Genomic DNA, 24,724 nt, shown 5'->3' with positions numbered 1-24,724 from the left:
ACCCCAAAGGAGAAGGCGCGCACCATCCAAAAGAACTAATCGGCGGCCAGGCTTCATCCAACAGGGCATTCCGACCGCCTATTGGCGTTCTCGCCCGGCCCTTTCCGCCTCAGTAGGCTCTGCGCAATCCATATCCAGCTTGCGAAGAGATGCGCTATGAAAGTCATGGTAACCGGCCATCAAGGTTACATCGGCTCGGTGATGGTGCCGATGCTGCTCCGCGCGGGGCATTCGGTGACGGGTTACGACAGTGATCTATACCGGCGTTGCACTTTTGCTTTGGGCGGCGAGCAGGCCCCCGTTCCCGCCATCCAAAAAGATGTCAGGGACGTGCATGCGCGCGACCTCGAAGGGTTCGATGCGGTCATCCACCTTGCGGCTCTTTCCAACGACCCGCTGTCCGATCTCGATCCGGACATCACCTACGAGATCAACCACAAGGGCAGCGTCCGCTTTGCAAAGGCCGCCAAGGAGGCCGGCGTGACGCGATTCCTATTCGCATCATCGTGCAGCAATTACGGACAGGCGGGAGAGGCGATGGTTGACGAAACGGGCGATCTGAACCCCATCACGCCTTATGGCTGGTCCAAGGTGCTTTCGGAGCGGGATATTTCCGAACTGGCCGACGGCGTCTTCTCTCCCACCTATTTCCGGCCCGCCACGGCCTACGGCCTGTCGCCTCGGCTCCGCTTCGACATCGTGCTGAACAATCTCGTCGCCTGGGCAGTGACGAAAGGGAGGATCCTCCTGAAGTCCGACGGGACACCCTGGCGGCCGATCGTCCACATCGAAGACATTTCCACGGCATTCATCGCCGGACTGGAAGCGCCACGCGAGACAGTCCACAACCAAGCCTTCAATGTGGGATGCACGCAGCACAACTACAGGATCCGCGACATAGCCGAAATTGTCGCCGACGTCGTGCCGGGCTGCCGGCTCGAATTCGCGTCCGACGCCGGACCCGACAAGCGGTCCTACCGCGTCAGCTTCGACAAGATTGCGCGCACCCTTCCTGCCTTCAAGCCGCAATGGGATGCACGCAAGGGGGCAGAGCAGCTTTACCAGGCCTACCGAAAGTCGAATGTCACTCTCGAGGAATTCGAGGGGCCGCGCTTCCAGCGCATAGGCCATATCAGGCATCTTCTAGCCAATGGACTACTGGATGCGCGCATGCGGGTCCCGGAAGCCTCGAGAACACTGGAGGCGGCGGCAGGATAGGCGGCATGGAGCACGTGAAACCCGACGGGACCTGCCCACCGCCGGCCTCCATTGGCGTCGGCCAGCGAATTTACGCCTTGGCCGAACAGCTGTTCCCAATCTGCAGGAGCATCACCGGAGATGGCGTGCGACGGACTCTGGATATCCTGTCACGGCATGTCGATTTGGAGCGGCACGAGGTGCCCACGGGGACGCAGGTGCTCGACTGGACTGTTCCGAGGGAATGGAATATCCGCTCGGCTAGCATCACGGGACCGGACGGGCAGAAGGTCGTCGATTTTGCAAGCTCCAACCTGCATGTCGTCAACTACAGCGTGCGCTTCAACGGTATCCTGCCGCTCGATCAATTGAGAGCGCACATCCATACGCTGCCTGAACAGCCGCAGGTGATCCCCTACCGCACCTCCTATTACGCTCCGGCTTGGGGCTTCTGCATGGCTCACGACCGGCTGGCCCGGATGCCCGACGGTTTCTACCGGGTGGAGATCGATGCCGACCTCGAGGACGGCAGCCTGACCTATGGCGAATACCTGCACCGCGGGTGGACGGATCGGGAATTCCTTCTCTCGGCGCACATCTGCCATCCTTCGCTGGCCAACGACAATTGCTCGGGCTTAGCCCTGCTGGCGATCCTTGCGAGAAGCCTGAGGACAAGGCAAACACGCTACAGCTACCGCTTCTTGTTTGCCCCCGCCACGATTGGCTCGATCACTTGGCTGTCCCGCAACGAGGACCGGGTACATCTCATCGACCACGGTCTGGTGCTGTCTTGCGTGGGCGACGCCGCAAGCCCGACATACAAGCGCAGCCGCTGCGGTGATGCCTTCATCGACCGCGCGATGGCGCACGTGCTCGGGCGGGAAGCCGGGGCTAGGCTGATGGATTTCTCCCCTTACGGCTACGATGAGAGGCAGTATTGTTCGCCGGGCTTCAATCTTCCGGTCGGCATGTTCCAGCGCGGCGTCCACGGCACTTTCCCCGAATACCACACGTCGGCCGATAATCTCGATTTCATCGGGCCGGAGCACCTGGAGGACTCCTTCCGCATCCTGACGGACGTCATCGACATCGTAGAAGAGGACTGGACGCCGTTGAACCTTTCTCCCAAAGGCGAACCGCAGCTCGGCAGGCGCGGTCTCTACGCGGCCCTGGGAGGGCAGAAGTCTTCGGGGGCAACCTCGATGTCCTTGCTTTGGGTGCTCAATCTCGCCGACGGCCGGCATTCGCTTCTCTCTATGGCGGAGCGCTCGGGGCTGCCGTTCATGGAACTGGCGGCCGCGGCAAGATTGCTGTTGGATCATGGTCTGTTGGCCGAGGCCGCGCCTGAGGCGGCTCGCTAGCTGGTGGTGGTGAGGAATTAACTTTTGCGTCGGCAGGATATGGATCGCGCCGAGTGTGACCAAGCCCATCAAGTCAGCAGATAGCTTGTCGTGGCGGGTTGCGATGCGTCGAAACTGCTTGAGCTTGTTGAAGAAGCGTTCGACCAGATTGCATTCCTTGTAGAGATCTTTGTCTTAGGCAGGATTGCCGACGTGCAGTTTGGTGCCAAGCCGCCCATCTATCAACAGCCGGTTGTTGGTGCGGACCGCCCTTGCCCATATTCAGCCACCAGGCGTCAGAGGGGCCACCCGAGCCCATTGCGCGTCATTCAACCGATCCGGATCGTAGCTCTCGGCCAAGACTGAAGCACTCTTGAATCTGATTGCCCCAGCCTGCGAATCCCAACCTTAAATCCTCATCGCCACCTGGAGCAGTGTGGAACCGCTTCTGTCCGGCATCACAACCGCGCTAGCACTTCTTCGGCGTCTTCAACAGCGGCCAGTTCATGTCCCTTTGCGATATCGCGGTCGGCATGAAGGGCCAGTTTATCGAAAAGGCGGGGTCGTTGTAGCGGACGCCCGTTGATGCGTGGGGCGTATAGAACTGCGATATGAGGTAGGAGACCTCGACGTCGTTCGTCAGGGTTTGGAGCCCGTGGGCGAAGCCGGCGGGGATGTAAACCTGTTTCATGGTTTCAGCCGTCAGTTCGAAGCCCAGCCAATCGAAGCGTGTCGGCGAGTTCGGACGCAGGTCCACGACCACATCGAAAATCGCGCCTCTGACACAGGAGACGAGCTTCACCTCGGCGTATGGCTCCTCCTGATAATGCAGCCCTCGGAGGGTTCCCCTTCTGATCGAACGCGCCCGGCTGTGCTGGACAAAGCGCGTCACCAGCCCGCAATCGGCCATCTCTCTCTCGCAGAAAAGACGGGTGAACGAGCCGCGGTCGTCAATCACGGGCGTCGGTTCGATCAGCCAGACACCCTTCAGCTCCGTTTCGGTAAACCGCATGTTGCCCCTAAACCCTCGGTGACCGGGCAAGGACCGGCGGTTCGATTGTCGGCACCGGGTGTCTGGACTGAAAGGTCTACCTAAGCCTTAGGTGGCCTCTCCGATCGCGTTATGCCCGGCGGACCGCATTAGCCATTCGGTGGTCCGGCGGCGTCATCGACGCCTGCCGTTTCTCTATAAGAATTAAGGCTGACAACGGATTGGGAAATCGAACCCGGGGGCGCCCCGTCCTAACCTGCATTGAAACAGCAGCACTCTCCACGGGCGCGCGGCGGGTTCACCTTCAGGCCACCGCGCGGCCGTTTTTTCGAGCCATCGCGACAGGAGTACCGAATGAACATTCAGGCTGCCGAAATTGTTTGCGACCCCAAGACGGCACGCCGGAATGTCGGTTGCAGGCTCTGCGGATCGCGCCTGCGCCACACTCTGGTCGACCTTGGCATGTCGCCCCCTTGCGAGAGCTTCCCGCAGGCCGACCAACTTGACCAGATGGAACTCTACTACCCGCTCAACGTCCTGGTCTGCGAGAGCTGCTATTTGGCCCAGCTCAAGGAGTATGTGAGCCCCGAGACCATCTTCGGCGAATACGCCTACTTTTCTTCCTTCTCGACAAGCTGGGTGGCCCACGCGAAAGCCTATTGCGAAGCGATTACGAAGCGACTTGGACTTTGCGCGGACAGCTTTGTCGTGGAACTCGCAAGCAATGACGGTTACCTGCTACAGCACTTCCTGCCGCTCGGCATTCCAGTCCTCGGTGTCGAGCCGGCGGCCAATGTCGCGCGCGTGGCGGTCGAGAAGGGCGTGCCCACCCGGGTCGACTTCTTCGGGGTGCGGCTGGCGCTTCAGATGGTGGCCGAGGGACTGCTCGCCGATCTCATTATTGGCAACAACGTCCTGGCGCAGGTGCCCGACCTCAACGACTTCGTCGCGGGAATGAAAATCTTGCTCAAACCGGAGGGCGTGATCACGCTCGAGTTCCCGCACATCGAGCGGCTGATGGCCGACAACCAGTTCGACACCATTTACCACGAGCATTTTTCATATTTCTCACTGCTGACGATCGACCTGATGGCGGCCCGCCATGAGTTGCGGCTGATCGACGTAGAGGAACTGCCCACCCATGGCGGGTCGCTCCGCGTCTATCTCGCCAACGAGGACAGCAACTGGCTCACCGATGACCGTGTCGCCGAACTCCTCGACCGCGAAAAGCGGCGCGGGTTGACGGAAATGACGACCTACACCTCCTTCGGATACAAGGCGCAGCGCGCGAAACGCGATCTCCTGGCGTTTCTGATCTCGGCCAAAAGCGAAGGCAAGAAGATCTGCGGCTACGGCGCGCCCGGCAAGGGCAACACGCTGCTCAACTACTGCGGCATCGGCACTGACTTCCTGGACTTCACGGTCGACCGCAATCCCTACAAGCACGGCCGTTTCACACCGGGCATGCACATCCCGATCAAACCTATCGAGGCGATCGAACAGGCCAAGCCGGATTACATCTTGATCCTTCCGTGGAACTTGAAGGATGAGATCATCAAGCAGTTGCACCACGTTGCCGCCTGGGGCGCGAAGTTCGTGGTGCCGATTCCTTTCGTAATGGTGATTGATCCATCGGAGTTGCCGAGATGAAAGTCATCCTTTTCTGCGGGGGGCGTGGAACCCGGATACGCGACTATTCCGACAGCATTCCGAAGCCGATGATTCCGCTCGGCCACCAGCCGATCCTGCGCCACGTAATGCAATGGTACAGCGATTACGGGCATGACGACTTCGTCCTGTGCCTGGGTTACAAGGCCAACGTCATCAAGGATTTCTTCCTGAACACTCGGCCGCAGACCTTTTCCGACTGCGTGGTCTCTCGGGGCGGCCAGGACGTGCAACTGCTCGGTGACGCGGTCAAGGACTGGAGCATTACCCTGCTCGACACCGGCATCTGGCGCAACATCGGAGAGCGCCTTTGGGCCGCCAGGGATCATGTCAGGAACGAGAAGATGTTCCTGGCCAACTACTCCGACGGCCTGACCAATGTCGACCTCGACGACGTGATTGCGAAATTCGAGGCAAGCGGCAAGATCGGCTGTTTCCTCGCCGTGCGCGCGCCACTGACATACCATTTGGCCGACATCGCGGAAGACGGGCGCGTGCGCGAGTTCCGCACGACGGACACTGCCGAGATATGGATCAATGGCGGCTACTTCGTATTCCGTACCGAAATCTTCGACTACATGCGCGACGGCGAGGAACTCGTTCTCGAGCCCTTCAGGCGGCTGATCGACGACAACATGCTCATGGCATACAAGCACGAGGGATTCTGGCGTTCGATGGATACGCTGCGTGATTGGCAATCGCTCGAAGACATGGTCGAAAAGGGCGACATGCCCTGGAACAGGAAGATCACCGCCGAGAAGAACAGCCGCAACAGGGTTTTGGCCGCATCATGAAGGGGCTTGGCCTCGCTCGTCGCGGGGAGGAACTATCGATCCTCTGCCTTGGCGCCCATTCGGACGACATAGAGATCGGCGCGGGAGGCACGATACTCGGCCTGATCGCGTCGGGGATGAAAGTGGACGTGCACTGGTGCGTGCTGAGCGCGGGCGGCCAACGGTCGGCGGAAGCCAGGGCTTCGGCCGCGGCTTTCCTCGAAGGATCGCGCTCGTCCAGGGTCGACATTGCGGATTTCGAAGACAGCTACTTCCCCGCCCATAGCCGATCGATAAAGCAGTGGCTGCTAGATGTGAGATCACGGGTTCATCCCGACGTGGTGTTAACGCACGCAAGGTTTGACGCCCATCAGGACCATAGGGAGGTCAACCAACTGACCTGGAACGTCTTCCGCGATCATCTTGTGCTCGAATATGAGATCCCAAAATGGGATGGCGACCTTGGCCAGCCCAATGCCTACGTGTCGCTCACGGCCGACGTGTTGGAACGCAAGATCGAACTCCTCCACGAGCACTTCGGGACGCAGCGCTCGAAGGATTGGTTCGATCGCGAGACATTCGTTGGGCTCGCGAGATTGCGCGGAATGGAATGCCGCGCACCCGAGCATTTCGCAGAGGCCTTCACGCTCCGGAAGGCCAGAATTTTGTAAGAAAAAAGAGCAGTGGATCTGCTAGTAAACTCGCCAGTCGCATTCGGCGAACAGATTTAAGAAGGCCAGCGCGGACGCAGCTGTGCAAGCCAGAGCCTTTTTGCGATACGCTCTCAGGGGAATGTGATCAAGGTGAGGAAACTTGCTCCTGGATTTTCGCTCAGCAAGGTTCGGATCGGAACGATCGAGGGCGGAGAATCCGGGTTTCTGGTGTGGAAATCCAACCATCTGGTTGCCGTCCTTACCCAGATCGACGAGGAGGCGTACTCCACGAAAGGCAAATGGTTCCTTGAGACAGGCTTCGGGCTGCTAACCGGGCAGCACAAGAATTTCGACACGATCGAGGAAGCCGTCATATGGCTGGGCAGACACACCTTCCCGCGGTCTGTTCCCGTTGCGGCGGATTGATAGGCGGGTCCGAGGGGACAAGCTAGCCCGCGCTCTCCCTAGCCCGGCTGGCCGTGCTACGTTTGTCAGTGCGCCTTACATTACGGGACGGTGACAGAGGTGAGATCCTGATCCTCAGCCGAGCGAGAAGGCAGCGTTCACGGCGTCAAGATGTCGCCGCGAGCCGTGTTTCCGGTTGCCTCTTGGTCGTATTGTTCGCGGTTTGAGAATTCTCCGGGTCCGTAACTGTTTCAGCTCGTTCGTCGCCATTGTTGAAGCGGCGGAAGACGACCTGCGAGGGACGGCCTACCAAGAAACGGCTCGTCCCAGACTCCAGGGCCTGCGCGTACACCGCTAACGCATCGTCGACGGCCTCTATAGTCTTCATGAGGGCCGCGTCGTCGTGGGTGAAGCTGACGACGAGAGAGGGCAGAAGCACCCCACGCCTGATCGTCTCCTGCAGGAACAGGGAGCGATATGCCTGCGACGGTTTGCCGTTGGGGTTGAGCGTGGCATAGGCTAGGCAGCAGGCACGGCCGACGACCTTGAAGTGACCATCTACGCCACGCCGTTTGGCGGCCTCTTCGATCCCTTCCCTTAATTTCGTTCCCTGACGGTACAGGTGCTCGATGACCGGCTCGCTCTGGTAAGTCCGCATGGTCGCGATCGCCGCCGCAAGCGCATGGGTCTCCGCGCCGTGCGTGGTGGACAGCAGGAACACCCTTGGGCGGTCCGTATGCTCAAGGCCGCCGAGCCGCATGTATTCGCGTTTACCCGCGAGGGCGGAGACCGAAAATCCGTTCCCAAGCGCCTTGCCGAATGCCGACAGGTCCGGTTCGATGCCATAGAGCTTCTGCGCCCCGGCCGCATGCCACCTGAACCCTGTGATCATCTCGTCGAGGATGAGCAGCGCGCCCTTTTCCCGACAGAGACCCTGGACTTGATGCAGGAAACCGTCCTTCGGATCGTCGCCGCGGGAAGGCTCGAGGATCAGGGCGGCCAGCTTGCCGGGGTATCTGTCGAACAGGTCCCTTACGGAGGCGATGTCGTTGTAGCGGAAAGTGACGGTCAGGTTTCGGGTCGCCTCCGGAATTCCGGCATTCATCGGCGTTGTCCCGATGAACCAATCGTCCGTCGAAAAGAAAGGGTGGTCGGCGCAGCAGGCAACGAGATCGCGGCCCGTGTAGGCGCGGGCAAGGCGGACGGCTCCCGAAGTCGCGTCCGATCCGTCCTTGCAGAACTTCACCATCTCAGCGCCGATGAGCTCCAGGAACGTCTCGGCGCAGCCGACCTCAATGCTGGCGGGCCGCGTGAAATTGGAGCCGCCGTGGAGGGCGGCCTCCACCGCTCTGAGCACGGTCGGGTAGGCATGCCCCAGCCCGACCGAACGGTTGCCCATGCCGTATTCGATGTACTCGTTCCCGTCGACGTCCCAGACATGGCATCCCAAACCACGCTCGATGAAGCCTGGCGCCAGGACGGGATACTGGTCCTCGCCTTTTGCGTATGTGTGGCTGCCGCCCGGGATTAGCTCGCGGCCGCGTTCCTGCAGGCGGACGGATTCGCGAAAACGAAGGCTTTGCTCAGACATGCGGACCACTCCATCCGGCAGGAAGTCTATAAGTTCGGCTCAGGATTTCGCGTTGTCCATAAGGTCATCGGTTAGCACTTTGGGGGGTAGCCGGCGCGCACGAGCCGAGCTCTTTGCGCGATGCGACAGCTTTTCGGGGACGGTTAGACCAAGATTATCGCCGCGGATCTCGGCCAGCTCCCAACAGATGATCCACGGAAAACAAAACGGCCCGCTGGATTGACCAGGGGCCGTCTTGCCGCTTGCGATCACTCTTCAGCCACAGCTCCGTCCGCGAAGAGGTCGTTGACCTTATAGGCAACTTCCGTGCGGTTCGTCGCTTTCAGCTTCTTCATGATGTTTCGGATATGGACCTTGACGGTGCTTTCGCGCAGGTTCAGTTCGTAGGCGATGATCTTGTTCGCCTTGCCACGCCGGAGCGCCTGGGCGACCTCAGCCTGCCTGAGCGTGAAAATGCCCGTCAGAGGCCGCGTGTCGCAGTTGCCTGAATCAATCAGGTGCCGCATGGACAGGACACTGCTCGCCGGGACGAAGATGCCTCCTGCCGCTGCAAGGTTGATCGCCTCAACGCAAACGTCGATCGCGACCGAGGTCGGAATATAGCCGCGTGCGCCGCATTCGAGAGCCGCCAGTATCTGTCCAAGGTCCTCGGTGTCGGCCAGGATGACAACAGGGACTGACTTGAATTCGGACGAAATATGCCTGATCTCGTCCGCGATGCCATGATCGGTGACCTTCCGGCCGCCAAGGTTGAAGAGTATGGCGGCGAGAGGAGGGGCTGATGCCTTCTTCACTCGCCATTCTTCGATCGAACCCACCGCGACGACCGCCATGCCGAGTTCGTGATCCTCGAGGGCCGATCCGAGACATTCGCGATCAAGGGCCCTTCCGTCCAGGATAAGGAGGCATTGCCTGCCTGCTTGCTCGTGGACATTCTCCATCCCCCTCAAGGGGATCCCCAACTGATTTGTCGAAGTGTAGTTTTGCAATCCTACTGTAGAACTCATACTCGCACCGCCTTTCCACAGAACGGCTCGCCTTGCGGCGGCCAACCAAAGCCTCCCTCAATCTTTGGAACGTGAAAGTTTGATTCCCAACCTGTTAAAGGCTTCAGGCTGGATCACCCAGCTTGGAGCCTTGAGCAATTTTTTGCTGCCCCCCACCCAGAACAACTTGGGTCAGTTTATGGTCTGTTTATAAGTAGTCTCTAATCTAAGTTAATTTTCAGTAAATTTTTGGGCCATCGAAAGACCGAAGCCAGGCTGGACCCTAATGCGGCGCGCTCCCGGCGGCAGCGCCGTCGCTCGCGAGCGCGCCCTCAACAGTGCCGCAGCGAACGAGTGGCGCAGCGGTGGTCATCGCGCGGCACGATCTGCGACAGTTGGAGACGCGTTCGCCGGGTACGGCCGATGCTCGGCTTCAAGTCGTTCGCAAGCGCGACTGCAGCCCTGGCCGGGTTCAGATGGTCCATATGATGCGCAAGCGACAGGCAGAAGGCGCGGCCTGACCATCGCATCGGCAAGGGGGGAAACGCTCGCCTCTATCCTGCTCGCCGGTCAGAGGCTCGGCATAAAGGAGGTCGACGACGGCATTTGGCTCGTCAGCTTCATGCACTATGATCTGGGATATATCGACTTGGAACAGAGGACCTTGCAGACCATCGACAACCCGTTCGGCACGAGGTTGTCACCCATGTCTTAGGTACATTCTGTTACCCATGTTTCCGGGCCGTACAAATAAGCTGATGGTGCCCAGAGGCGGATTCGAACCACCGACACGCGGATTTTCAGTCCGCTGCTCTACCAACTGAGCTATCTGGGCCTGCGCCGGCTAACGTGAACCGCCCGCCGGATTTCAGAGGAGCGCCAAGCGGCGCCCCTTGAAAGCGCGTGGGTTATAGCACGAGTATCTTGGCTGTCCAGAGCAATTCCAGGAAAAGTGTGCAGCGGTTTTCCGCCCCGGAATTGCGTAAAAAACAAGAGCAATTCCCGGAAAAGTGCGCGGCTCCATGCCGCTCCTGACCTAAGTAAAAACAAGCACTTAGCTTAGGTGCTGACTTTGTCGCAACGAAAAATTGCTGGATAACAGCGGCCGCCGCCGCTCAATCCTCGTCCTCGGGCGAGGGACTTGGCTTGGCCGCGTCGTCCTCTTCCTCTTCCCCGTCACGGCCGGGGATTACATAGGCGCCTTTCAGCCAGCGATTGAGGTCGATGTCCTTGCAGCGCGCCGAGCAGAACGGATAGTGCTCGCGCGCCGACGGTTTGCCGCATTCGGGACAGGGCCGCTTCGGCCTCAGTGGCGTTACTTTGTCGCCCGAACTCATGTGTAACCTATGCTCATGAGCGCGCGGCGTGCCAGTTCTGGTGCGCCTTGAAGCCTTCGCCGGAAAGCAGCGCCACGCTCTCGTAGAGCGGCAGGCCGACCACATTGGTGTAGGAGCCGACCAGCTTGACGACGAAGGAGCCGGCTAGGCCCTGCACGGCATAGCCGCCGGCCTTGCCCCGCCATTCGCCGGACGCGACATAGGCGTCGATCTCCTCGCGCGGCAGCCGTTTGAAGCGAACCCTGGTCTCCACCAGCCGCTGGCGCAGCTTGCCGCTGGGCGTGATCAGGCAAATGCCGGAATAGACCCGGTGCGAGCGGCCGGAAAGCAGACCGAGGCAATTGATGGCGTCGTCGATCGTCTCGGCCTTGGGCAGGATTCGCCGCCCGACCGCCACCACCGTGTCGGCGGCGAGGATGAAGGCAGGCGCATAGTCCTCCTCGCTTTTCAGCGAGGCCAGCGCCTTCTCGGCCTTGTCCTTGGAAAGGCGCTTGGCCAGCGAGCGCGGATGCTCGGCGCGCAGTGGCGTCTCGTCGACATCGGCGGGCAGCACCCGGTCGGGCTCGATGCCGGCCTGCTGCAAAAGTTCGATGCGGCGCGGCGAACCCGAGGCAAGCACGAGCTTCTGCAGGATGCTCATGGGAGCATGATGCCGAAAAGTGTGAAGCGGTTTTCGGACGACATCGTGCTCCACTCTTTGATTTGGAGCCGGATCTGGATTTCAGGTCGAACAGACCTGAAATCATCCGGCTCGGTGCGCGCCGGACTGTTACTTGAAACGGTAGGTGATGCGGCCCTTGGTCAGGTCGTAAGGCGTCATCTCGACCAGGACCTTGTCGCCGGTCAGCACGCGAATGCGGTTCTTGCGCATGCGGCCGGCCGTGTGGGCGATAATTTCGTGTTCGTTTTCGAGCTTCACGCGGAACATCGCATTGGGCAGCAGTTCGGTGACCACACCTGGAAACTCGAGGACTTCTTCCTTCGGCATTCGATACCTTTGCTTGGATTGCGGTTCCGGCACCTAGAGCCTGACGCCGAAAAGTGTGAAGCGGTTTTCGGACGGCATCATGCTCTACTCTTGATCTGGGGTCGGATGATTTCAGGTCGAACAGACCTGAAATCATCCGACTCCAACCGGAATTTGCGCGGAACCTATATGATAATCATCCGCTTGTGAACAAGCTTAATCCGGGGCGCTTTCCGCCCCCGGTGCCGCAAAACGTCGGCTTATGCGCGCTTTCAGCCGCTCGCGCACATCGCGATAGGCGGCCATGATGTGTTCTCGGGTGCCGCCTGTGTCGGTCGGGTCGGGCATCGGCCAGTATTCGACCTCGACGGCGAGCGAGCGAGTGAGCTCGAGCGCCGCATGATGCGCCTCCGGCGCCAGTGTGATGATCAGGTCGAAATAATCGTCCTCCATATCCTCCAGCGTCCTGGGTTGGCGCTCGCCAAGCGACAGGCCTTCTTCGGCGAGCACTGCATCGACGAACGGGTCGCGCTCGCCCGCGCGCACACCGGCTGAAGCGACGAAGGTGGTGGCGGGAAGCATGCGGCGCGCCAGTTGTTCCGCGATCGGCGAGCGCACGGCGTTCATGCCGCACAAAAACAGGATCGAGTGGGGCAGGGCGGCCACTAGAGCATGATCCCAAAAAGTGGGAACCGGTTTTTGGAAAAGATCATGCTCCAATAAAGCACTGTATCAGGATGGTGTTTCAACGAAACATCATCCTGATCTAGCCCCGCCAGTGCAGCACGCACACCAGCGTGAACAGCCGGCGCGCCGTGTCGAAGTCGATCTCGATCTTGCCGGCAAGCCGGTCCATCAGCGTCTGCGAGCCTTCATTGTGCAGGCCGCGCCGGCCCATGTCGATCGCCTCGATATGGCTCGGCGTCGAGGAGCGGATGGCCTCGTAATAGCTTTCGCAGATTAGGTAATAATCCTTGACAATGCGCCTCAGCGGCGTCAGCGACAGGATGTGGGTGACGACGTCGGCGCCGTTCTCGCGGCTGACGGCAAAGACCAGGCGCGACTCGGCCAGCGAAAGCTTGAGCTTGTAAGGACCCGCGCCGTCATCATTGACCGGCCGAAAGCTGTTCTCTTCGATGAGGTCGAAGATCGCCACGGCCCGCTCGTGCTCGACGTCGGGCGTCGAACGTCCAATCGATTCGTCGAGCTCGACGTCGATCAGCCTATCGCGAGTTTGGTGATGGCCGGACATTGCTACATGTTCAGCCTGATCGCGACGGAGCGGGCATGGGCATCGAGCCCCTCGGCTTTGGCGAGCGCGATCGCGGCGGGCGCCAGCGCCTTGAGCTGCTCCGGGCCGAGCTTCAGGATCGAGCTGCGCTTGACGAAATCGAGCACCGACAGTCCCGACGAGAAGCGCGCCGAGCGCGCCGTCGGCAAAACGTGGTTGGAGCCGCCGACATAGTCGCCGATCACTTCCGGGGTGTGGCGGCCGATAAAGACGGCGCCTGCGTTGCGCATCCTGGAAAGGAATGCCTCGGCGTCGTCGAAGGCGAGTTCGACATGCTCTGCGGCGATCCTGTTGACCAGCGGCAGCGAGGCCTCGAGTGTCGGCACCAGGATGACGGCGCCGAAATCGCGCCAGCTCGCCCCGGCCGTCTCGCCGCGCGGCAGGACTTTCAGCTGGCGTTCGACCGCCTGCTCGACCGCCTTGCCGAACTCTGCGTCGTCGGTGATCAGGATCGACTGGGCCGAAACATCATGCTCGGCCTGCGCCAAAAGGTCGGCTGCGATCCAGTCCGGATCGTTGTCTGCGTCGGCCACCACCAGCACTTCCGACGGCCCGGCAATCATGTCGATGCCGACTGTGCCGAACACTTGGCGCTTGGCCGCCGCGACATAGGCATTGCCCGGTCCGGCGATCTTGGCGACCGGCCTGATCGTCTCGGTGCCATAGGCGAGTGCTGCAACGGCCTGCGCTCCGCCGACCCGGAAGATCTCCGAAACGCCGGCAAGCTCGGCCGCCACCAGCACCAGCGGATTGATGACGCCGCCCGAGGCCGGCACGACGATGACGATGCGCTCGACGCCTGCGACCGTGGCCGGCACGGCGTTCATCAGCACCGAACTCGGGTAGCTCGCCGTGCCGCCCGGAACGTAAAGGCCGACGGCTTCGATCGCCGTCCAGCGCGAGCCAAGCTCGACGCCGGCGGCGTCCGTATAGCGGTCGTCCTTCGGCTTCTGCCGCTCATGATGCGAACGGATACGGTCGCGCGCGAATTTCAGCGCCTCGACGGTCGCCGGATCAGCCGCTTCATAGGCCTTGGCGATGTCGTCCTTCGACACGGCGATACCGAGCTTGCCGAGGTCGGCTTTGTCGAACTTCAGCGTGTAGTCGATGAGCGCCTTGTCGCCCTCGGCGCGCACGCGCGCGATGATATCGCGAACCACGTCGTCGACATCGGCCGACACTTCCCGCTTGGTGGTGAGAAAGGCCGAAAAACGCTGTTCGAAATCGGCGTCCTGCTGTCGGAGCGTAATCGCCATTGCGTCTTTAGCCTCTGTGCACGGGTCGCGAGGTGGCTTCCCAGGAGCCGCCGACATCGGCAAGCCGCGCCTCGACGCATTCGACGTCGAGCATGATGGTGCCGCCGCCCGAAAACACCAGTTCGACGATGCCGGCCGGCTTGCTGATGGCAATGAAGCTGACCGCCAGCAGCGACAGCACCTCGGCCGGCTTGTCGCGCGAAATGCCGCTGGTCTTGGCGCCGAGCACGCGGTCGAAATGCAGCACGCTCTGCCGGCGTTCGTTGTGCTGGCGGAACAGGCCCGATTTCGCCTCCCAGACGAAGCGGTTCATGGTCATCACGAAACGCTTGGCCGCCGGCAGATATTCGAGATCGGAGACCTTCATCACGGCGTCCTGGACATGCGCCGAAATGATGCTCAGATCCTGGTCGTCGAGCGCGATGAGCTTGAGAGCTGCCATGCGGAATGCGCACCTAAAGTTTGTTTCAGCCTTCTGTTAGGCGGTCTTTCCGGTCCGTGCAACCTCGACACGGACGCAGCAAAAGGCAATCACGTCAGCTCTGCGCCGCCCTCATCGCCCTGCCGGGCACTCCTCCTCGTATAGTGACCGGGAGAAGGGCGCTTTCGCCGGCGACTTCGCCAATCGCGAACGTTTCAGGAAGGGCGCCAAGACTGCGGACAGCGCTTCTTCCCGTTCACGGGGAGAAGATGCCGGCAGGCAGATGAGGGGCGGCGCCGATTCGAAAATTGGGCGGCCCCAACACGCGAGAGGTTTCTTTTGTCTCGGGCACCTGCTCCGTGCGTATCAGCCCGAAATACGCTCGATCACCGCGCCGCAGCCGGAGAGCTTCTCTTCCAGCCTCTCGAAGCCGCGATCGAGGTGATAGACGCGGTTGACCGTGGTCTCGCCTTCGGCCGCAAGGCCGGCGATGACGAGCGACACCGAGGCGCGTAGGTCGGTCGCCATCACGGGAGCGCCCTTGAGCTTGGCGACGCCGTCGACGATCGCCGTCTGGCCGGAAAGCGTGATGTGGGCGCCGAGGCGCGCGAGCTCCTGCACATGCATGAAGCGGTTCTCGAAGATCGTCTCGGTGATGCGCGACTTGCCCTTGGCCATGGTCATCAGGCCCATGAACTGCGCCTGCAGGTCGGTCGGGAAGGCGGGGAAGGGGGCGGTGGTCACGTCGACCGGCGCGATGCCCGAGCCATTGCGCTTGACGCGGATGCCCTCATTGGTCGGCGTGATCTCGGCGCCGGTCTCGACAAGCACGTCGAGCGCGGTCTGCAACAGGTCTGGACGGGCGCCGGCGAGCATCACGTCGCCGCCTGTCATCGCCACCGCCATGGCATAGGTGCCGGTCTCGATGCGGTCGGGAATGACGCGCACACGAGCCCCCGACAGCGCCTCGACGCCGTGGATGGTGATGGTTGAGGTGCCGGCGCCGTGGATCTTGGCGCCCATGGCGATCAGGCATTCGGCGAGATTGACGATTTCCGGCTCGCAGGCGGCGTTCTCCAGCACCGTCTCGCCCTTGGCGAGCGAGGCCGCCATCATCAGCACGTGGGTGGCTCCGACCGAGACCTTCGGGAAGACGTAGCGATTGCCGATGAGGCGGCCGTTCTTGGCCTTGGCGATGACATAGCCATTGTCGACGTCGAGTTCCGCGCCCAGAACCTGCAGGCCCTCGAGGAACAGGTCGACCGGGCGCGTGCCGATGGCGCAGCCGCCGGGCAGCGACACCTTGGCTTCGCCCATGCGGGCAAGCAAGGGCCCGATCACCCAGAAGGAAGCGCGCATCTTCGACACCAGCTCGTAAGGCGCGGTGGTGTCGACGATGTTGCGGGCCGAAAAATTGATCGTGCGCGAATAGCCTTCCTGCTGCTTTTCGCGTCGGCCGTTGACGGAATAGTCGACGCCGTGATTGCCGAGGATGCGGATCAACTGCTCGACATCGGCCAGATGCGGCACGTTTTCGAGCGTCAGCGTGTCGTCAGTGAGCAGCGAGGCAATCATCAGCGGCAATGCCGCGTTCTTGGCGCCCGAGATCGGAATGGTGCCGGCCAGCGCGTTGCCGCCGACAATTCTGATGCGATCCATAAGAAAATGTCCCCTCGGCCCAAACAGGCCGCTTCAATCGGTTGAGTGTGCCCGGCTTAGACCATTGGCCGGCTTGGTTCAAGAAATAGGATTTTCGTGAAGCCGGACCGACTTTGGCCGGGCAGTATGGCTGATTTGGTCAGTCCTTGTGCATTTTTCCAGCAGCCGGCAACCCTTCGGACCTTTGATCCGCGTCGCGGGCGCGCTGCTTGTCAGCGTCGCGAGCGCGCTGCTTGTCGGCGTCCCCGGCGCGCCGCGACCGCGTCTGCGCCTTGCGCTTCTGCAGATTGGCGCGTAGCGCCTCGGCCAGCCGGTCCTTGCGCGCGCCGTCGCCTTTTTTCGGTGGATTTGCCTTGTCGTTCATCGTCCGATCCTGACCCGCTCTCGCCGGCCGCGATTCCGCATGGCTAGCATTTTCGCGCCGCCATGTCATGAAAGCGGGCGAGAGCCGGTTTCGCGCTGTGGATCATCCGCGCATGCCGCCTCAAACCCGCTTAATCGTCGGCCAGAAACAGATGCGACGCTTTGGGTTTTTCTTGGCCTTGCGCTTGCCGGTTCGATATGGCAGAAGCGCCGCCATCGCAGGCTGCGGTAGCTCAGTGGTAGAGCACTCCCTTGGTAAGGGAGAGGTCGAGAGTTCAATCCTCTCTCGCAGCACCAGCTTACCGAAACATCGACATGAGCCCTTCCGGCGATCGCGCCGGCTCAGTTGGTGACATGCGAGAGCCGCAGGCCGGCTTCGTCCGGGGCCTCGGCCATGCCTTCCTCCGCGAAGCGGAACATGTCCTCGAAATCCAGCTCCCGCTCGAAAATGACGCCGCCGACTTTGATCGCAAGCACGTCCTTGTCGCCTTTCGGCGCGAAATAGATTTCGCCGACCGTGCCGCGAATGCGCTCGCCGACGTCCTTGGCGTCGTCTTCGCTCGCGCCGGGCAGGAAGACGCCGAACATCGAGGTTCCGATCCGGCCGATCAGATCGTCCTGGCGCACCGCGGCTCGGATCGCCGATGCGATCAGCCGCAAGGCCTCGTCGCCCCATTCGAGACCGAAGCGCAGGTTGATCGATGCCAGATGCTCCGGATGGATGACCAGAAAAGCGCCCGAGCGCGGACCGGCCGGTCTCTGCGCCCTCCTGTCGACCATCGAGGTGAACACCTTGCCGTTCAGACAGCCGGTGAGCTGGTCATAGGTGCCGGACCTGGTGAGTTCCTGCCGGTAGCGGCGAATCTCGATCTGTTGCCAGCCGATCAGGGCAAACAGCGGCAGACCGATGACGATCGGCACGATGATTGCCGTAACGGTCCCGCGGCCAAAGGGTGTGAGGCTGTCGCTGAAAAGCAGCAGGTAGTTCAAGCCGAGCGAAAGGCCGACGCAGGCGGCGGTGCCAAGCACGGCCAGCAAAATGAGGTGCTTCCACGTTTGAACCGGCGCGGTCGGTGTTCTCGTGGTCAAGGGCCAATCTCCTGTTCGACGCATGGCCTACAGGAGGTCCGTTACGATTTCGGTGTCAGAGAAGCATACAATTTGATGCAATCGACATCTTCTCCATGGCAGGCTGGATCCGGCACACAAGGCTGCCGCAGCCGGCGGTTGGCGCATTTGATGACCGGCCTGGCCAGTCCAGGCTTTAGAAGGGCTGAACCGCCCTGACCATTCCGCTTTCACGCAGGTCCGAGACGGAACCGGCCGCCGGCTTTCCCGCGGCGGCGCTATTGCGGCGGGCCGAAAATGCCCATCCGCGCGTTTCTCGCCACCGCTTCCGCCTTGGCGTAGATACCCGTGGGAGCCACCATCGCCCAGCCGTTGGAAACCAGCCAGGCGCCGACATCCTGCTTGCCGAGCACGCAGGGCGCGGCGATGGCGAAACGGTCGGCATCCGGCGGCAGGAGGCATTTGAGCGCCCGGCCGCGCAGCCAGGCGTCGAAGGCGGCCCGCGCCCGCTGGCCGCAGGGCCAGGCGGTGTCGTCGAACGTGCAGGTTCTGTGGGGGTCGACGTCGACCGTCCCGCTGATGGCGACCGTGCGTCCCATGGCTTCGAAGATCGCCGAGGAGGTCGCGACCGGACGGAAGAGCAGCGTCTCGCGCCAATCCTGCGGCATCGGCGTCTTCGGTGCCGGCGCAAGCCCGAGTTCGCCAAGCGGGGGACGCGGCTCGACGCGCTCGATCCCGGACATGTCGAGCGGCGGCGGGGCGATGAGGTCCTCGGCAATCTTGCGTGCCGGCTGGCCCGGTTGCGTGTCATGCATCGGGGTGGGCGAGGCCGGCTTAGGATCGCCGGCGCCCTCCACCGGCGCGATCGAAGGCGGCAGCCAGCGCCCGCCCTCGGCGATCAGCACCATGCCTGCGAGCAGCCCGAGGCCGCCGAGGGCGGACGCCAGCAGCGGGCGGCCGGGCGGATTCGCCGGGCTGACGCGCGAACCTTCGCCGGGTCGTGCCGGCTGTCGATGATGCTGCTCGAGCCCGTTAGCTCCTGCCGACACGGCGCCACCCACGACCGTTGGACCGGATCACACATTAGACATGAGCGACATTCCTTGAAAAGCAAGGCGTTGCGTTAAGCGTCGCGCAACCAATGCGGCCTAGAATCGCTTAACGGATGTCGAGGGGATGACATGATGCGCAAGCCGATCCTGCTTTTTGCCTTTCCTGCCCTGATGCTGCTTCTGCTGGTAGCGGAGCGGGTGGCGGCGCTGCTGCTCGGCTTCTATCCCGCCAGCCCCGCTGTGTGGCACGCCTGGCTCGAACTGCGGCCGTTCTCGACCATGTTCTGGCAGCAGGCGCATGTCTATCTCGGCGGATCGATGGCGCTCGATGCGGCCATCATTGTCTTCGCGGCAGGCGCCTGCTGGATGATTTGCCAGGCAAAAAGGTCCGCCGGCTTCTTCCTGGCCAATCACGCTGCCTTGATCTTTGCAGGCAAGATGATGGCGCTGAGCAGCAATGCGGAAACGGCGAGCACCATTGCCGCCTTCACCATACCGAACGGCTTGCACTTCTCACTGATGCTCGATTTCAACGCCGAAAATTGCCTGGTGCTGTGCCTCGGTCTCGCGGCCTGCGCCTATTGCCACGTCGCTTTCCTGCGCGAGGTAAGGCTGCGCGCCGAAGCCCGCGCGATCCGCATCCTTTCACTGCAGCGCGATCTGTAACCGGCTTGCTCAGTCGGCGGCGAGGGCCCGCGGGCTCAGTTGATCTTCTTGTAATAGACCTTGCCGTCGGGCTGCTGGATGCGCTGGTAGGACGGGTTAGGCCCCGGAGGCGCGACCTTGCGCTTGAACGCGGGCTGCCCGTCTCCGGCGCCAGCGCCTCCATCGGCCGCGGACGCATCCGCCACCGTGGTGTTGTCGAGCATGGCCGGCTGCGTCGCGCCGGACGCCGGCTCGCTGGCTGCGACCGGCTGGCCTTGCTCCAGTCTGGCGATATTGCCGTTGATCTGGCCGAAACTCGCCTGCAACTGGCGGTCCAGCGTCTCGAATCGGCTCTGGAAACCGTTGTTGACGGTGTCGAGGCGGGCGCTAATGCGCTGCTCGAACTGGCCGAGCTTTTCCAGCCGCGCCTCCATCATCCTGAGGTCGCTGACGCCGCGATAGAGATAGACCGCGGCCGTCACGTTGACCACAGTGATAAGCAACGCGCCGGCCGCGATGACGCCGATCGCCTTGGCCCGGCTGGGCTTTCCCGGAGCGGCTTCCCGGTGACCGAGTTCGATTGCCGGAGCGTCCGGCTCGCTGATCATCGTCATTCAACCACCACCTTTGCGCCCACCGCGACGCGTTTGAAGAGATCGATCACATCGGTGTTCGTCAGCCGGAAGCATCCGGACGTGCCGTCGAAACCGACACCCTTGGGATCATTGGTGCCATGGATGCGATAGAGCGTGTCGCGCCCGTCGCGCGACAGATAAAGCGCCCGGGCGCCGAGCGGATTGTAGGGACCGGCCGGCACCATCGCCGGCAGTTCCGGCCGGCGCGCGCGCATCTCCTTGGGCGGGCGCCATTGCGGCCATTCGGTCTTTGACGCGATCTTCACCGTTCCGGTCCAGCCGAAGCCGTCGCGGCCGACGCTGATCTGGTAGCGCAGCGCATGCCCCGGTGCGGTCACCAGATAAAGCGCCTTCTCGTTCTTGCGGATGACGATCGTTCCCGGCTGCTCGCCGGTCTCGAAGGCGACCGCCTTGCGCAGGCTTGGACCCATGGCGGGCAGCGGCGGCAGTCCCGATCCGGCCTCCGCCGAACCGCAGGCCGACGCCAGCGCGATGCCGATCAGGCCGGCCGCGGCAAGACGCCTGGCGACGCGAAGCATTTGCTTTGCCGCAATTCCGGACGGAAGGCTACAGCGAAGTTGCCGAGCCCGACCGCTTCGCACTTTTCCTGGAATTGCTCTAGCGCTGGGCATTGTCCAGCCGCTCCTTGAACATGCGTTTCAGGTCCTTGTTGAAGCGCGCGCGGCCGTCCACCTCGGAGGGCAGGATGGCGCGGTTCAGCGCGTCGGCCAGAAGCGCGTTGTCCAGCGCCAGCGACTTGATGTGCGGCGCCTTGAAGATCTTCTCCAGCTCGCTGCGCGAGAAGTGGTTGCCGAACCATTTGCGCTTGTGCTTATTGGCCACCAGCGTGATGCTGACCTTGTTGCCGCGCAATTCGCGGATCTTCTTGTAGAGCCGCTTGCCTTGCCTCAGCGAAGCGACGTTGAGCTCGAAGACGATGAAGATCTCGTCGCTCGTGCGCAGCACCGAATCGTGCCACGGCGTCTCGATGTTGGGCAGGTCGATGACGATGTCGTCGAAGCGATAGGCGACGAGGTCGAGCAGCCGGAAGACGAAGTCGGAACCCTGCGGCTCGAACGGCAATTGCGGTCGCTCGAAGGAATAGAGCGTGAGGCCGGATGGCCTCGACAATTTGATGACGTCCATCAGCTCGACGTCGAGCCGGTCCGGCTGGCCGATGATGCCGGAGAGGTCGAACTGGTTGAACTGGTTGAGATAGGCGCCGCAATTGGCGCTCTGGAAATCGAGATCGACGAGGCAGGACGAGGCCGCCCGCTCGGCCGACTTCGAGGCCAGATACTCGGCCGCCGAGATCGCCAGCGTGGTCGCGCCGGCGCCGCCGCTGGCTGCAATGAAGGTGACGATGCGGCTCTTGGTGCCCTGGCTGCCGGTGTCGTGGAAGGTGACGGCGTTGAGCAGCTCCTTGGCGTCGAGTGGCTTGTGCAGCCAGTCGGACGCGTTCATGCGCACCAGAACGCGCGTCTGCTCGGAGGTGAGCTCGTCGGAAATCGCGATCAGCGGCACCGACGCCCAGGCCGCGCGCGCCTCGACGATCCCCGGATTGCCGAGCAGCTCGCCATTGGCGAGATCGAGGATGATGATGCCGGGCCGGCCGTCGACCGGCGGCCCCTTCAGGAACTCCGCCGCATCCGAGACCTTGACGTCATAGATCGCCAGCGCGTCGAGGCGCGTGGTGACGTCGCGCTTGAAATTCGCATCGCCGGAAAACAGCGCCACCTGCTTTCGCTTGGTCGGGAGAACTCTGGTGTCGATGGCGTTCATGGGTACGTACTCTTTAAATCTTCACCCGTTACAGTACTCAGCATGGAGGGCATGGTGATGTTGCCGAACCCGAGCAATCCGCCCAGGAAGAAGAACTGGAATTGATGATTGACGATGCTGACCGTGATGGTCGGGACGGGACCATTGGGTCGGGTCCAGTAGCCAAGGCCCGAAGCTTGATACTGGATGCGAACCTGAGACTTCGTCAGCATCGGCAGGTATGATTGCATTCCAGCCCGGCCCGCGCTGCCGCTGAAAATAAAATCAAAGGCCGCCTGACTTGCGGTGAGGTCCTGGCATGTCGCACCCGTTCCGCAGGTGCACGAGACCGCTCCCGCCGCGTTGGCCGTGCAGATATAATTGTACGTGTTGGCTGGAACGACTTTGCCGACATCCAGCGAGTTGCTGGGCGTTTTTGCCTCGAGCGAAAGCCCGCTGGCAACGGGGCCGGAAATCTGCGCGAGCCTTGCTCCGGCCTGGACTGCCTTGTCGGCCGCATTCCATTGGTAGAAGGCATAGCCGAAGTCCACGAAGCCGAGCAGGAGGGTCAGCAGCAGCGGCATGGCTATCGCTGCTTCGACCATTGCGGCACCGGACTCCGCCGCCCAGAACTTGCGCCGCGGTATCACCATCCGAAGATGCGCTCCTGATGGAATACGGTCAGGCTGAGTTGACCGAAGCCAAGATAGGACCACAGCCCGAGATTTGCGTACGGAAATGTCGTGCTGACCTGCACGACTTCGACGTTGCTGGTGGGGCTGAGATAGAACTCAGTGCCTGTAGCGGGATCGATCGCCGGAATGGACAATGATTTGGTGATTGTGACCTGGCCGGTGGTCCACCCTGGAACTCTTGCACTGCCGCCGGTTATGGCTCCATTCACGGCAAGATTTGTTGCGTATCCGGAGCAAGTGTTCCAATCGCTGCTGCATCGCGCCATATAGCGAGCCGCGTCCCTGACGCCGGCGTCGAGGAGCATGCGTGTGTTCAGGATGTTGCCGAATTCGAAGACGCCGGCCGACAACAGCAACACGAAAGGCGTCACAAGGGTCATCTCGACCAGGACAGCCCCGTCGTCGTCGCGCTTGAACCGGTGGAGGATTCGTTTGAGCGCGATCAGCATGGCTCTACCGGTAAAGCTGCGCTTCGTTCCGAAACGCCTTGTCGACAAGAGTGTTGTTGGCAAATGCGCCGTCGACATCGACGATCTCCAGGCTGATCGGTTTCTCGCCGGCTGATGGGTCTTCGGGATCTTTCGTATTGTCCTGCTTCTGAACCGGAGTGTTGACGAACACGCTGACGTAGCCGTCTGGCCTTAACTGAATATGGCCATTGATCTTTGCCCGGTTCGCTATGCAGTTCACGATTGCCATATTTAGCAGACGGCGATCAGGATCGGGCGTCGGTGTGCTGCCCTTAAAGCAGGATGGTGTTCCGCTTTCCTTTGTCGGCGCCTTCGACTTATCACCGACGAGTCCTCTCGCGATCTCATATTTATAGACGTCATATCGCGATGCTGGAGCAGTCTTGGAGCCGGTCGGATTGGTGGCGCTTGGGACATTTGGATATGTCGTCCCGTGATTGACAGACCAGTAGGTACTCCAGAAGCTTTGGGCTGTGATTGGGTCAGACATGCCCTTTGAATCGTTGTAGTTCGTTCCAGGAGGAAGAGGCAGCGCCGTGCCGTCGGTTACCGGGTCGTATTTGCTGCAGCCGGTCTTCTGGCCTTTGCGGACATTGCTCGCTGGACGATAGTTGAAGTCCTTGTCATTCTTGTTCAGTGAGCCGCTGTAGAGATCGAACCGGGTGTTCAGCCCGGTGTTCACTTGGCCGAGAGTGACACCGGTCTTCGTGGTCAGCGCGTCCCGGCTATAGCAGGTGCCAGCCGTGCCCATCGCAATGGCATCGCGCAAGGAAGTCAGGTTGTTGTCGATCAAGCCGAAATTGCCTGGGCCCGGGTTAGAATCGACCTTCAGTACGCGAAATTCACGGCCATAGGTATCGCCAGAGGCAAAGGCCTGCTGAATCGTCTTGCTGGTCCCCGGCGTTGTCGTTTCGAACGGGTTGCACATGAAGAGCGGCACGGTTTCACATATCGACTGTTTGAAGCCCGCGACGGCCTGCGGCCGGATATCCATCGTGCTGCGGCTGGACATGCTTACAGGAAAGAAGCTTTCGAAGGTCCCGGCGCTCGCGGCATTAAGTGTCACCACGACCAAACTGACCGCCGTGGGATCGATACTGGCCCAGTTAGCGCCGTTTGCATCGATACCATTGGCGCCAAGCGCCGTATTGTCGCTGGCAGGGATCCCGGTCAGATACGTCACGGTGATGTCGGCGCGCGCTATCTCGTGGCTGCCAGCCGTCGAGAAAAGCGTTCTGTTGGCGACCAGATTGCTGATGGCGTTGTTGGCGCGCGTGATGCTGTCCGCTCTTCCATCGAGTTCCGCCGCGCCGGCCAGCGCAAGCGCGTCGACCCCTTTTTGCAGATCGCTGTGCAGCCCGGTAGCGCGGCTCATGTCGACGGCCAGCAGTGCAAATCCGATAAGCACCGGCAACATGATAGAAACGAGGATCATCGCTACGCCGCGCTGATCGTTCCAGAATTCACGAATGGTCCTCAACATGATCTTACTCTCTGTTC

The 24,724-nt window shown here is 61.6% G+C and carries 27 protein-coding genes, 2 tRNA genes and 2 pseudogenes; 9 read left to right on the top strand and 22 right to left on the bottom strand.

Translation table 11 applies throughout. The features are described from left to right. Window positions 1–156 precede the first annotated feature (156 nt). Window positions 157–1,218, top strand: a complete 1,062-nt coding sequence (locus LB553_RS26810; protein WP_224517803.1) for an NAD-dependent epimerase/dehydratase family protein — start codon at window positions 157–159, stop codon at window positions 1,216–1,218. Between the two features lie 5 nt (window positions 1,219–1,223). Beyond that, window positions 1,224–2,558 (top strand): DUF4910 domain-containing protein, encoded by a 1,335-nt coding sequence (locus LB553_RS26805; protein ID WP_224517756.1) that lies wholly within the window; start codon window positions 1,224–1,226, stop codon window positions 2,556–2,558. Window positions 2,559–2,609: 51 nt separating this feature from the next. On the opposite strand, the pseudogene LB553_RS26800 reads toward LB553_RS26805, so the two are convergent. Beyond that, window positions 2,610–2,732, bottom strand: a pseudogene (locus LB553_RS26800) (IS5/IS1182 family transposase); the annotation flags it as partial. Window positions 2,733–3,006: 274 nt separating this feature from the next. Further along, window positions 3,007–3,549: a dTDP-4-dehydrorhamnose 3,5-epimerase gene (gene rfbC / locus LB553_RS26795; RefSeq protein ID WP_224517754.1), complete on the bottom strand. Its 543-nt coding sequence runs from the start codon at window positions 3,547–3,549 to the stop codon at window positions 3,007–3,009. Window positions 3,550–3,882: 333 nt separating this feature from the next. Here rfbC and LB553_RS26790 point away from each other — a divergent pair, with 333 nt between their 5' ends. The 4 genes from LB553_RS26790 (at window position 3,883) to LB553_RS26775 (ending at window position 7,048) form a co-directional block, all read left to right on the top strand. After that, window positions 3,883–5,178 (top strand): class I SAM-dependent methyltransferase, encoded by a 1,296-nt coding sequence (locus tag LB553_RS26790; RefSeq protein ID WP_224517800.1) that lies wholly within the window; start codon window positions 3,883–3,885, stop codon window positions 5,176–5,178. After that, window positions 5,175–5,990 carry a sugar phosphate nucleotidyltransferase gene (locus LB553_RS26785; RefSeq protein WP_224517752.1) on the top strand — a complete coding sequence of 272 codons (816 nt, stop codon included), beginning with the start codon at window positions 5,175–5,177 and terminating at the stop codon, window positions 5,988–5,990. Before LB553_RS26790 ends, LB553_RS26785 begins: the two co-directional genes overlap by 4 nt. Then, on the top strand, window positions 5,987–6,640 hold the full coding sequence (locus LB553_RS26780) for a PIG-L deacetylase family protein (protein ID WP_224517750.1): 654 nt from the start codon (window positions 5,987–5,989) through the stop codon (window positions 6,638–6,640). Before LB553_RS26785 ends, LB553_RS26780 begins: the two co-directional genes overlap by 4 nt. A 123-nt stretch (window positions 6,641–6,763) precedes the next feature. Next, window positions 6,764–7,048: a hypothetical protein gene (locus LB553_RS26775; protein WP_224517748.1), complete on the top strand. Its 285-nt coding sequence runs from the start codon at window positions 6,764–6,766 to the stop codon at window positions 7,046–7,048. A gap of 145 nt (window positions 7,049–7,193) precedes the next feature. Here LB553_RS26775 and LB553_RS26770 read toward each other — a convergent pair whose 3' ends face one another. Both LB553_RS26770 and LB553_RS26765 read right to left on the bottom strand, forming a co-directional pair. After that, complete coding sequence (locus LB553_RS26770; RefSeq protein ID WP_224517746.1) at window positions 7,194–8,618, bottom strand: glutamate-1-semialdehyde 2,1-aminomutase; 1,425 nt, start codon at window positions 8,616–8,618, stop codon at window positions 7,194–7,196. 248 nt (window positions 8,619–8,866) lie between these two features. After that, window positions 8,867–9,559: a response regulator transcription factor gene (locus tag LB553_RS26765; RefSeq protein WP_224517744.1), complete on the bottom strand. Its 693-nt coding sequence runs from the start codon at window positions 9,557–9,559 to the stop codon at window positions 8,867–8,869. Between the two features lie 444 nt (window positions 9,560–10,003). Between LB553_RS26765 and LB553_RS26760 the strand changes: the two are divergent. Beyond that, a pseudogene (locus LB553_RS26760) lies at window positions 10,004–10,125 on the top strand (IS6 family transposase); the annotation flags it as partial. A gap of 238 nt (window positions 10,126–10,363) precedes the next feature. Here LB553_RS26760 and LB553_RS26755 read toward each other — a convergent pair. The 10 genes from LB553_RS26755 to LB553_RS26710 form a co-directional block, all read right to left on the bottom strand. Then, window positions 10,364–10,439 (bottom strand) — tRNA-Phe (locus LB553_RS26755). A 280-nt stretch (window positions 10,440–10,719) separates the two neighbouring features. Further along, window positions 10,720–10,941, bottom strand: coding sequence for a DNA gyrase inhibitor YacG (gene yacG, locus LB553_RS26750; RefSeq protein WP_224517742.1), 222 nt, complete (start codon window positions 10,939–10,941; stop codon window positions 10,720–10,722). A 13-nt stretch (window positions 10,942–10,954) separates the two neighbouring features. Then, a complete protein-coding gene (locus LB553_RS26745; protein WP_224517741.1) occupies window positions 10,955–11,581 on the bottom strand; it encodes a Maf-like protein in 627 nt (208 codons plus the stop codon). A gap of 129 nt (window positions 11,582–11,710) precedes the next feature. Then, window positions 11,711–11,929, bottom strand: coding sequence for a translation initiation factor IF-1 (gene infA, locus LB553_RS26740; protein WP_006200926.1), 219 nt, complete (start codon window positions 11,927–11,929; stop codon window positions 11,711–11,713). A 195-nt stretch (window positions 11,930–12,124) separates the two neighbouring features. Then, window positions 12,125–12,574, bottom strand: coding sequence for a low molecular weight phosphatase family protein (locus LB553_RS26735; RefSeq protein ID WP_224517739.1), 450 nt, complete (start codon window positions 12,572–12,574; stop codon window positions 12,125–12,127). Window positions 12,575–12,674: 100 nt separating this feature from the next. Continuing rightward, window positions 12,675–13,160, bottom strand: coding sequence for a UPF0262 family protein (locus LB553_RS26730; RefSeq protein ID WP_224517736.1), 486 nt, complete (start codon window positions 13,158–13,160; stop codon window positions 12,675–12,677). Window positions 13,161–13,162: 2 nt separating this feature from the next. Continuing rightward, complete coding sequence (gene hisD / locus LB553_RS26725) at window positions 13,163–14,455, bottom strand: histidinol dehydrogenase (protein ID WP_224517734.1); 1,293 nt, start codon at window positions 14,453–14,455, stop codon at window positions 13,163–13,165. Between the two features lie 7 nt (window positions 14,456–14,462). Next, complete coding sequence (locus LB553_RS26720; RefSeq protein ID WP_224517732.1) at window positions 14,463–14,897, bottom strand: DUF2948 family protein; 435 nt, start codon at window positions 14,895–14,897, stop codon at window positions 14,463–14,465. 345 nt (window positions 14,898–15,242) lie between these two features. Further along, window positions 15,243–16,535 (bottom strand): UDP-N-acetylglucosamine 1-carboxyvinyltransferase, encoded by a 1,293-nt coding sequence (gene murA, locus LB553_RS26715; RefSeq protein WP_224517730.1) that lies wholly within the window; start codon window positions 16,533–16,535, stop codon window positions 15,243–15,245. Window positions 16,536–16,674: 139 nt separating this feature from the next. Beyond that, the gene (locus LB553_RS26710; protein WP_224517728.1) at window positions 16,675–16,899 is read right to left on the bottom strand and encodes a hypothetical protein; all 225 of its coding nucleotides are present in this window, start codon (window positions 16,897–16,899) and stop codon (window positions 16,675–16,677) included. Between the two features lie 221 nt (window positions 16,900–17,120). Here LB553_RS26710 and LB553_RS26705 point away from each other — a divergent pair. Continuing rightward, window positions 17,121–17,195, top strand: a tRNA-Thr gene (locus LB553_RS26705). A gap of 45 nt (window positions 17,196–17,240) precedes the next feature. On the opposite strand, the gene LB553_RS26700 is transcribed toward LB553_RS26705, so the two are convergent. Both LB553_RS26700 and LB553_RS26695 read right to left on the bottom strand, forming a co-directional pair. Next, the gene (locus LB553_RS26700) at window positions 17,241–17,987 is read right to left on the bottom strand and encodes a GGDEF domain-containing protein (protein WP_224517726.1); all 747 of its coding nucleotides are present in this window, start codon (window positions 17,985–17,987) and stop codon (window positions 17,241–17,243) included. A 257-nt stretch (window positions 17,988–18,244) separates the two neighbouring features. Next, a complete protein-coding gene (locus LB553_RS26695; RefSeq protein ID WP_224517724.1) occupies window positions 18,245–19,015 on the bottom strand; it encodes a thermonuclease family protein in 771 nt (256 codons plus the stop codon). 132 nt (window positions 19,016–19,147) lie between these two features. On the opposite strand from LB553_RS26695, the gene LB553_RS26690 reads away from it, so the two are divergent. Next, on the top strand, window positions 19,148–19,684 hold the full coding sequence (locus LB553_RS26690; protein ID WP_224517722.1) for a hypothetical protein: 537 nt from the start codon (window positions 19,148–19,150) through the stop codon (window positions 19,682–19,684). Window positions 19,685–19,719: 35 nt separating this feature from the next. Here the strand turns inward: LB553_RS26690 and LB553_RS26685 are convergent, their stop codons facing one another. The 6 genes from LB553_RS26685 to LB553_RS26660 form a co-directional block, all read right to left on the bottom strand. Further along, window positions 19,720–20,277: a hypothetical protein gene (locus tag LB553_RS26685; protein WP_224517720.1), complete on the bottom strand. Its 558-nt coding sequence runs from the start codon at window positions 20,275–20,277 to the stop codon at window positions 19,720–19,722. Further along, window positions 20,274–20,837 carry a L,D-transpeptidase gene (locus tag LB553_RS26680; protein WP_224517718.1) on the bottom strand — a complete coding sequence of 188 codons (564 nt, stop codon included), beginning with the start codon at window positions 20,835–20,837 and terminating at the stop codon, window positions 20,274–20,276. The genes LB553_RS26685 and LB553_RS26680 overlap by 4 nt, the downstream gene beginning before the upstream one ends. 79 nt (window positions 20,838–20,916) lie before the next feature. Beyond that, window positions 20,917–22,080 carry an AAA family ATPase gene (locus tag LB553_RS26675; protein ID WP_224517716.1) on the bottom strand — a complete coding sequence of 388 codons (1,164 nt, stop codon included), beginning with the start codon at window positions 22,078–22,080 and terminating at the stop codon, window positions 20,917–20,919. Then, the gene (locus LB553_RS26670; RefSeq protein WP_224517714.1) at window positions 22,077–22,712 is read right to left on the bottom strand and encodes a TadE/TadG family type IV pilus assembly protein; all 636 of its coding nucleotides are present in this window, start codon (window positions 22,710–22,712) and stop codon (window positions 22,077–22,079) included. The genes LB553_RS26675 and LB553_RS26670 overlap by 4 nt, the downstream gene beginning before the upstream one ends. Next, window positions 22,706–23,203 (bottom strand): TadE/TadG family type IV pilus assembly protein, encoded by a 498-nt coding sequence (locus tag LB553_RS26665; RefSeq protein ID WP_224517712.1) that lies wholly within the window; start codon window positions 23,201–23,203, stop codon window positions 22,706–22,708. Before LB553_RS26665 ends, LB553_RS26670 begins: the two co-directional genes overlap by 7 nt. A gap of 4 nt (window positions 23,204–23,207) precedes the next feature. Continuing rightward, entirely contained in the window at window positions 23,208–24,707 is a 1,500-nt protein-coding gene (locus tag LB553_RS26660) for a TadE/TadG family type IV pilus assembly protein (RefSeq protein WP_224517710.1), read from the bottom strand. Window positions 24,708–24,724 lie beyond the last annotated feature (17 nt).

It is taken from the genome of Mesorhizobium sp. CA8 (assembly GCF_020164955.1).
Lineage (GTDB): Bacteria > Pseudomonadota > Alphaproteobacteria > Rhizobiales > Rhizobiaceae > Mesorhizobium.
Note: the sequence above shows the minus strand (reverse complement) of the source record. Positions and strands in the feature narration are given on the sequence as shown.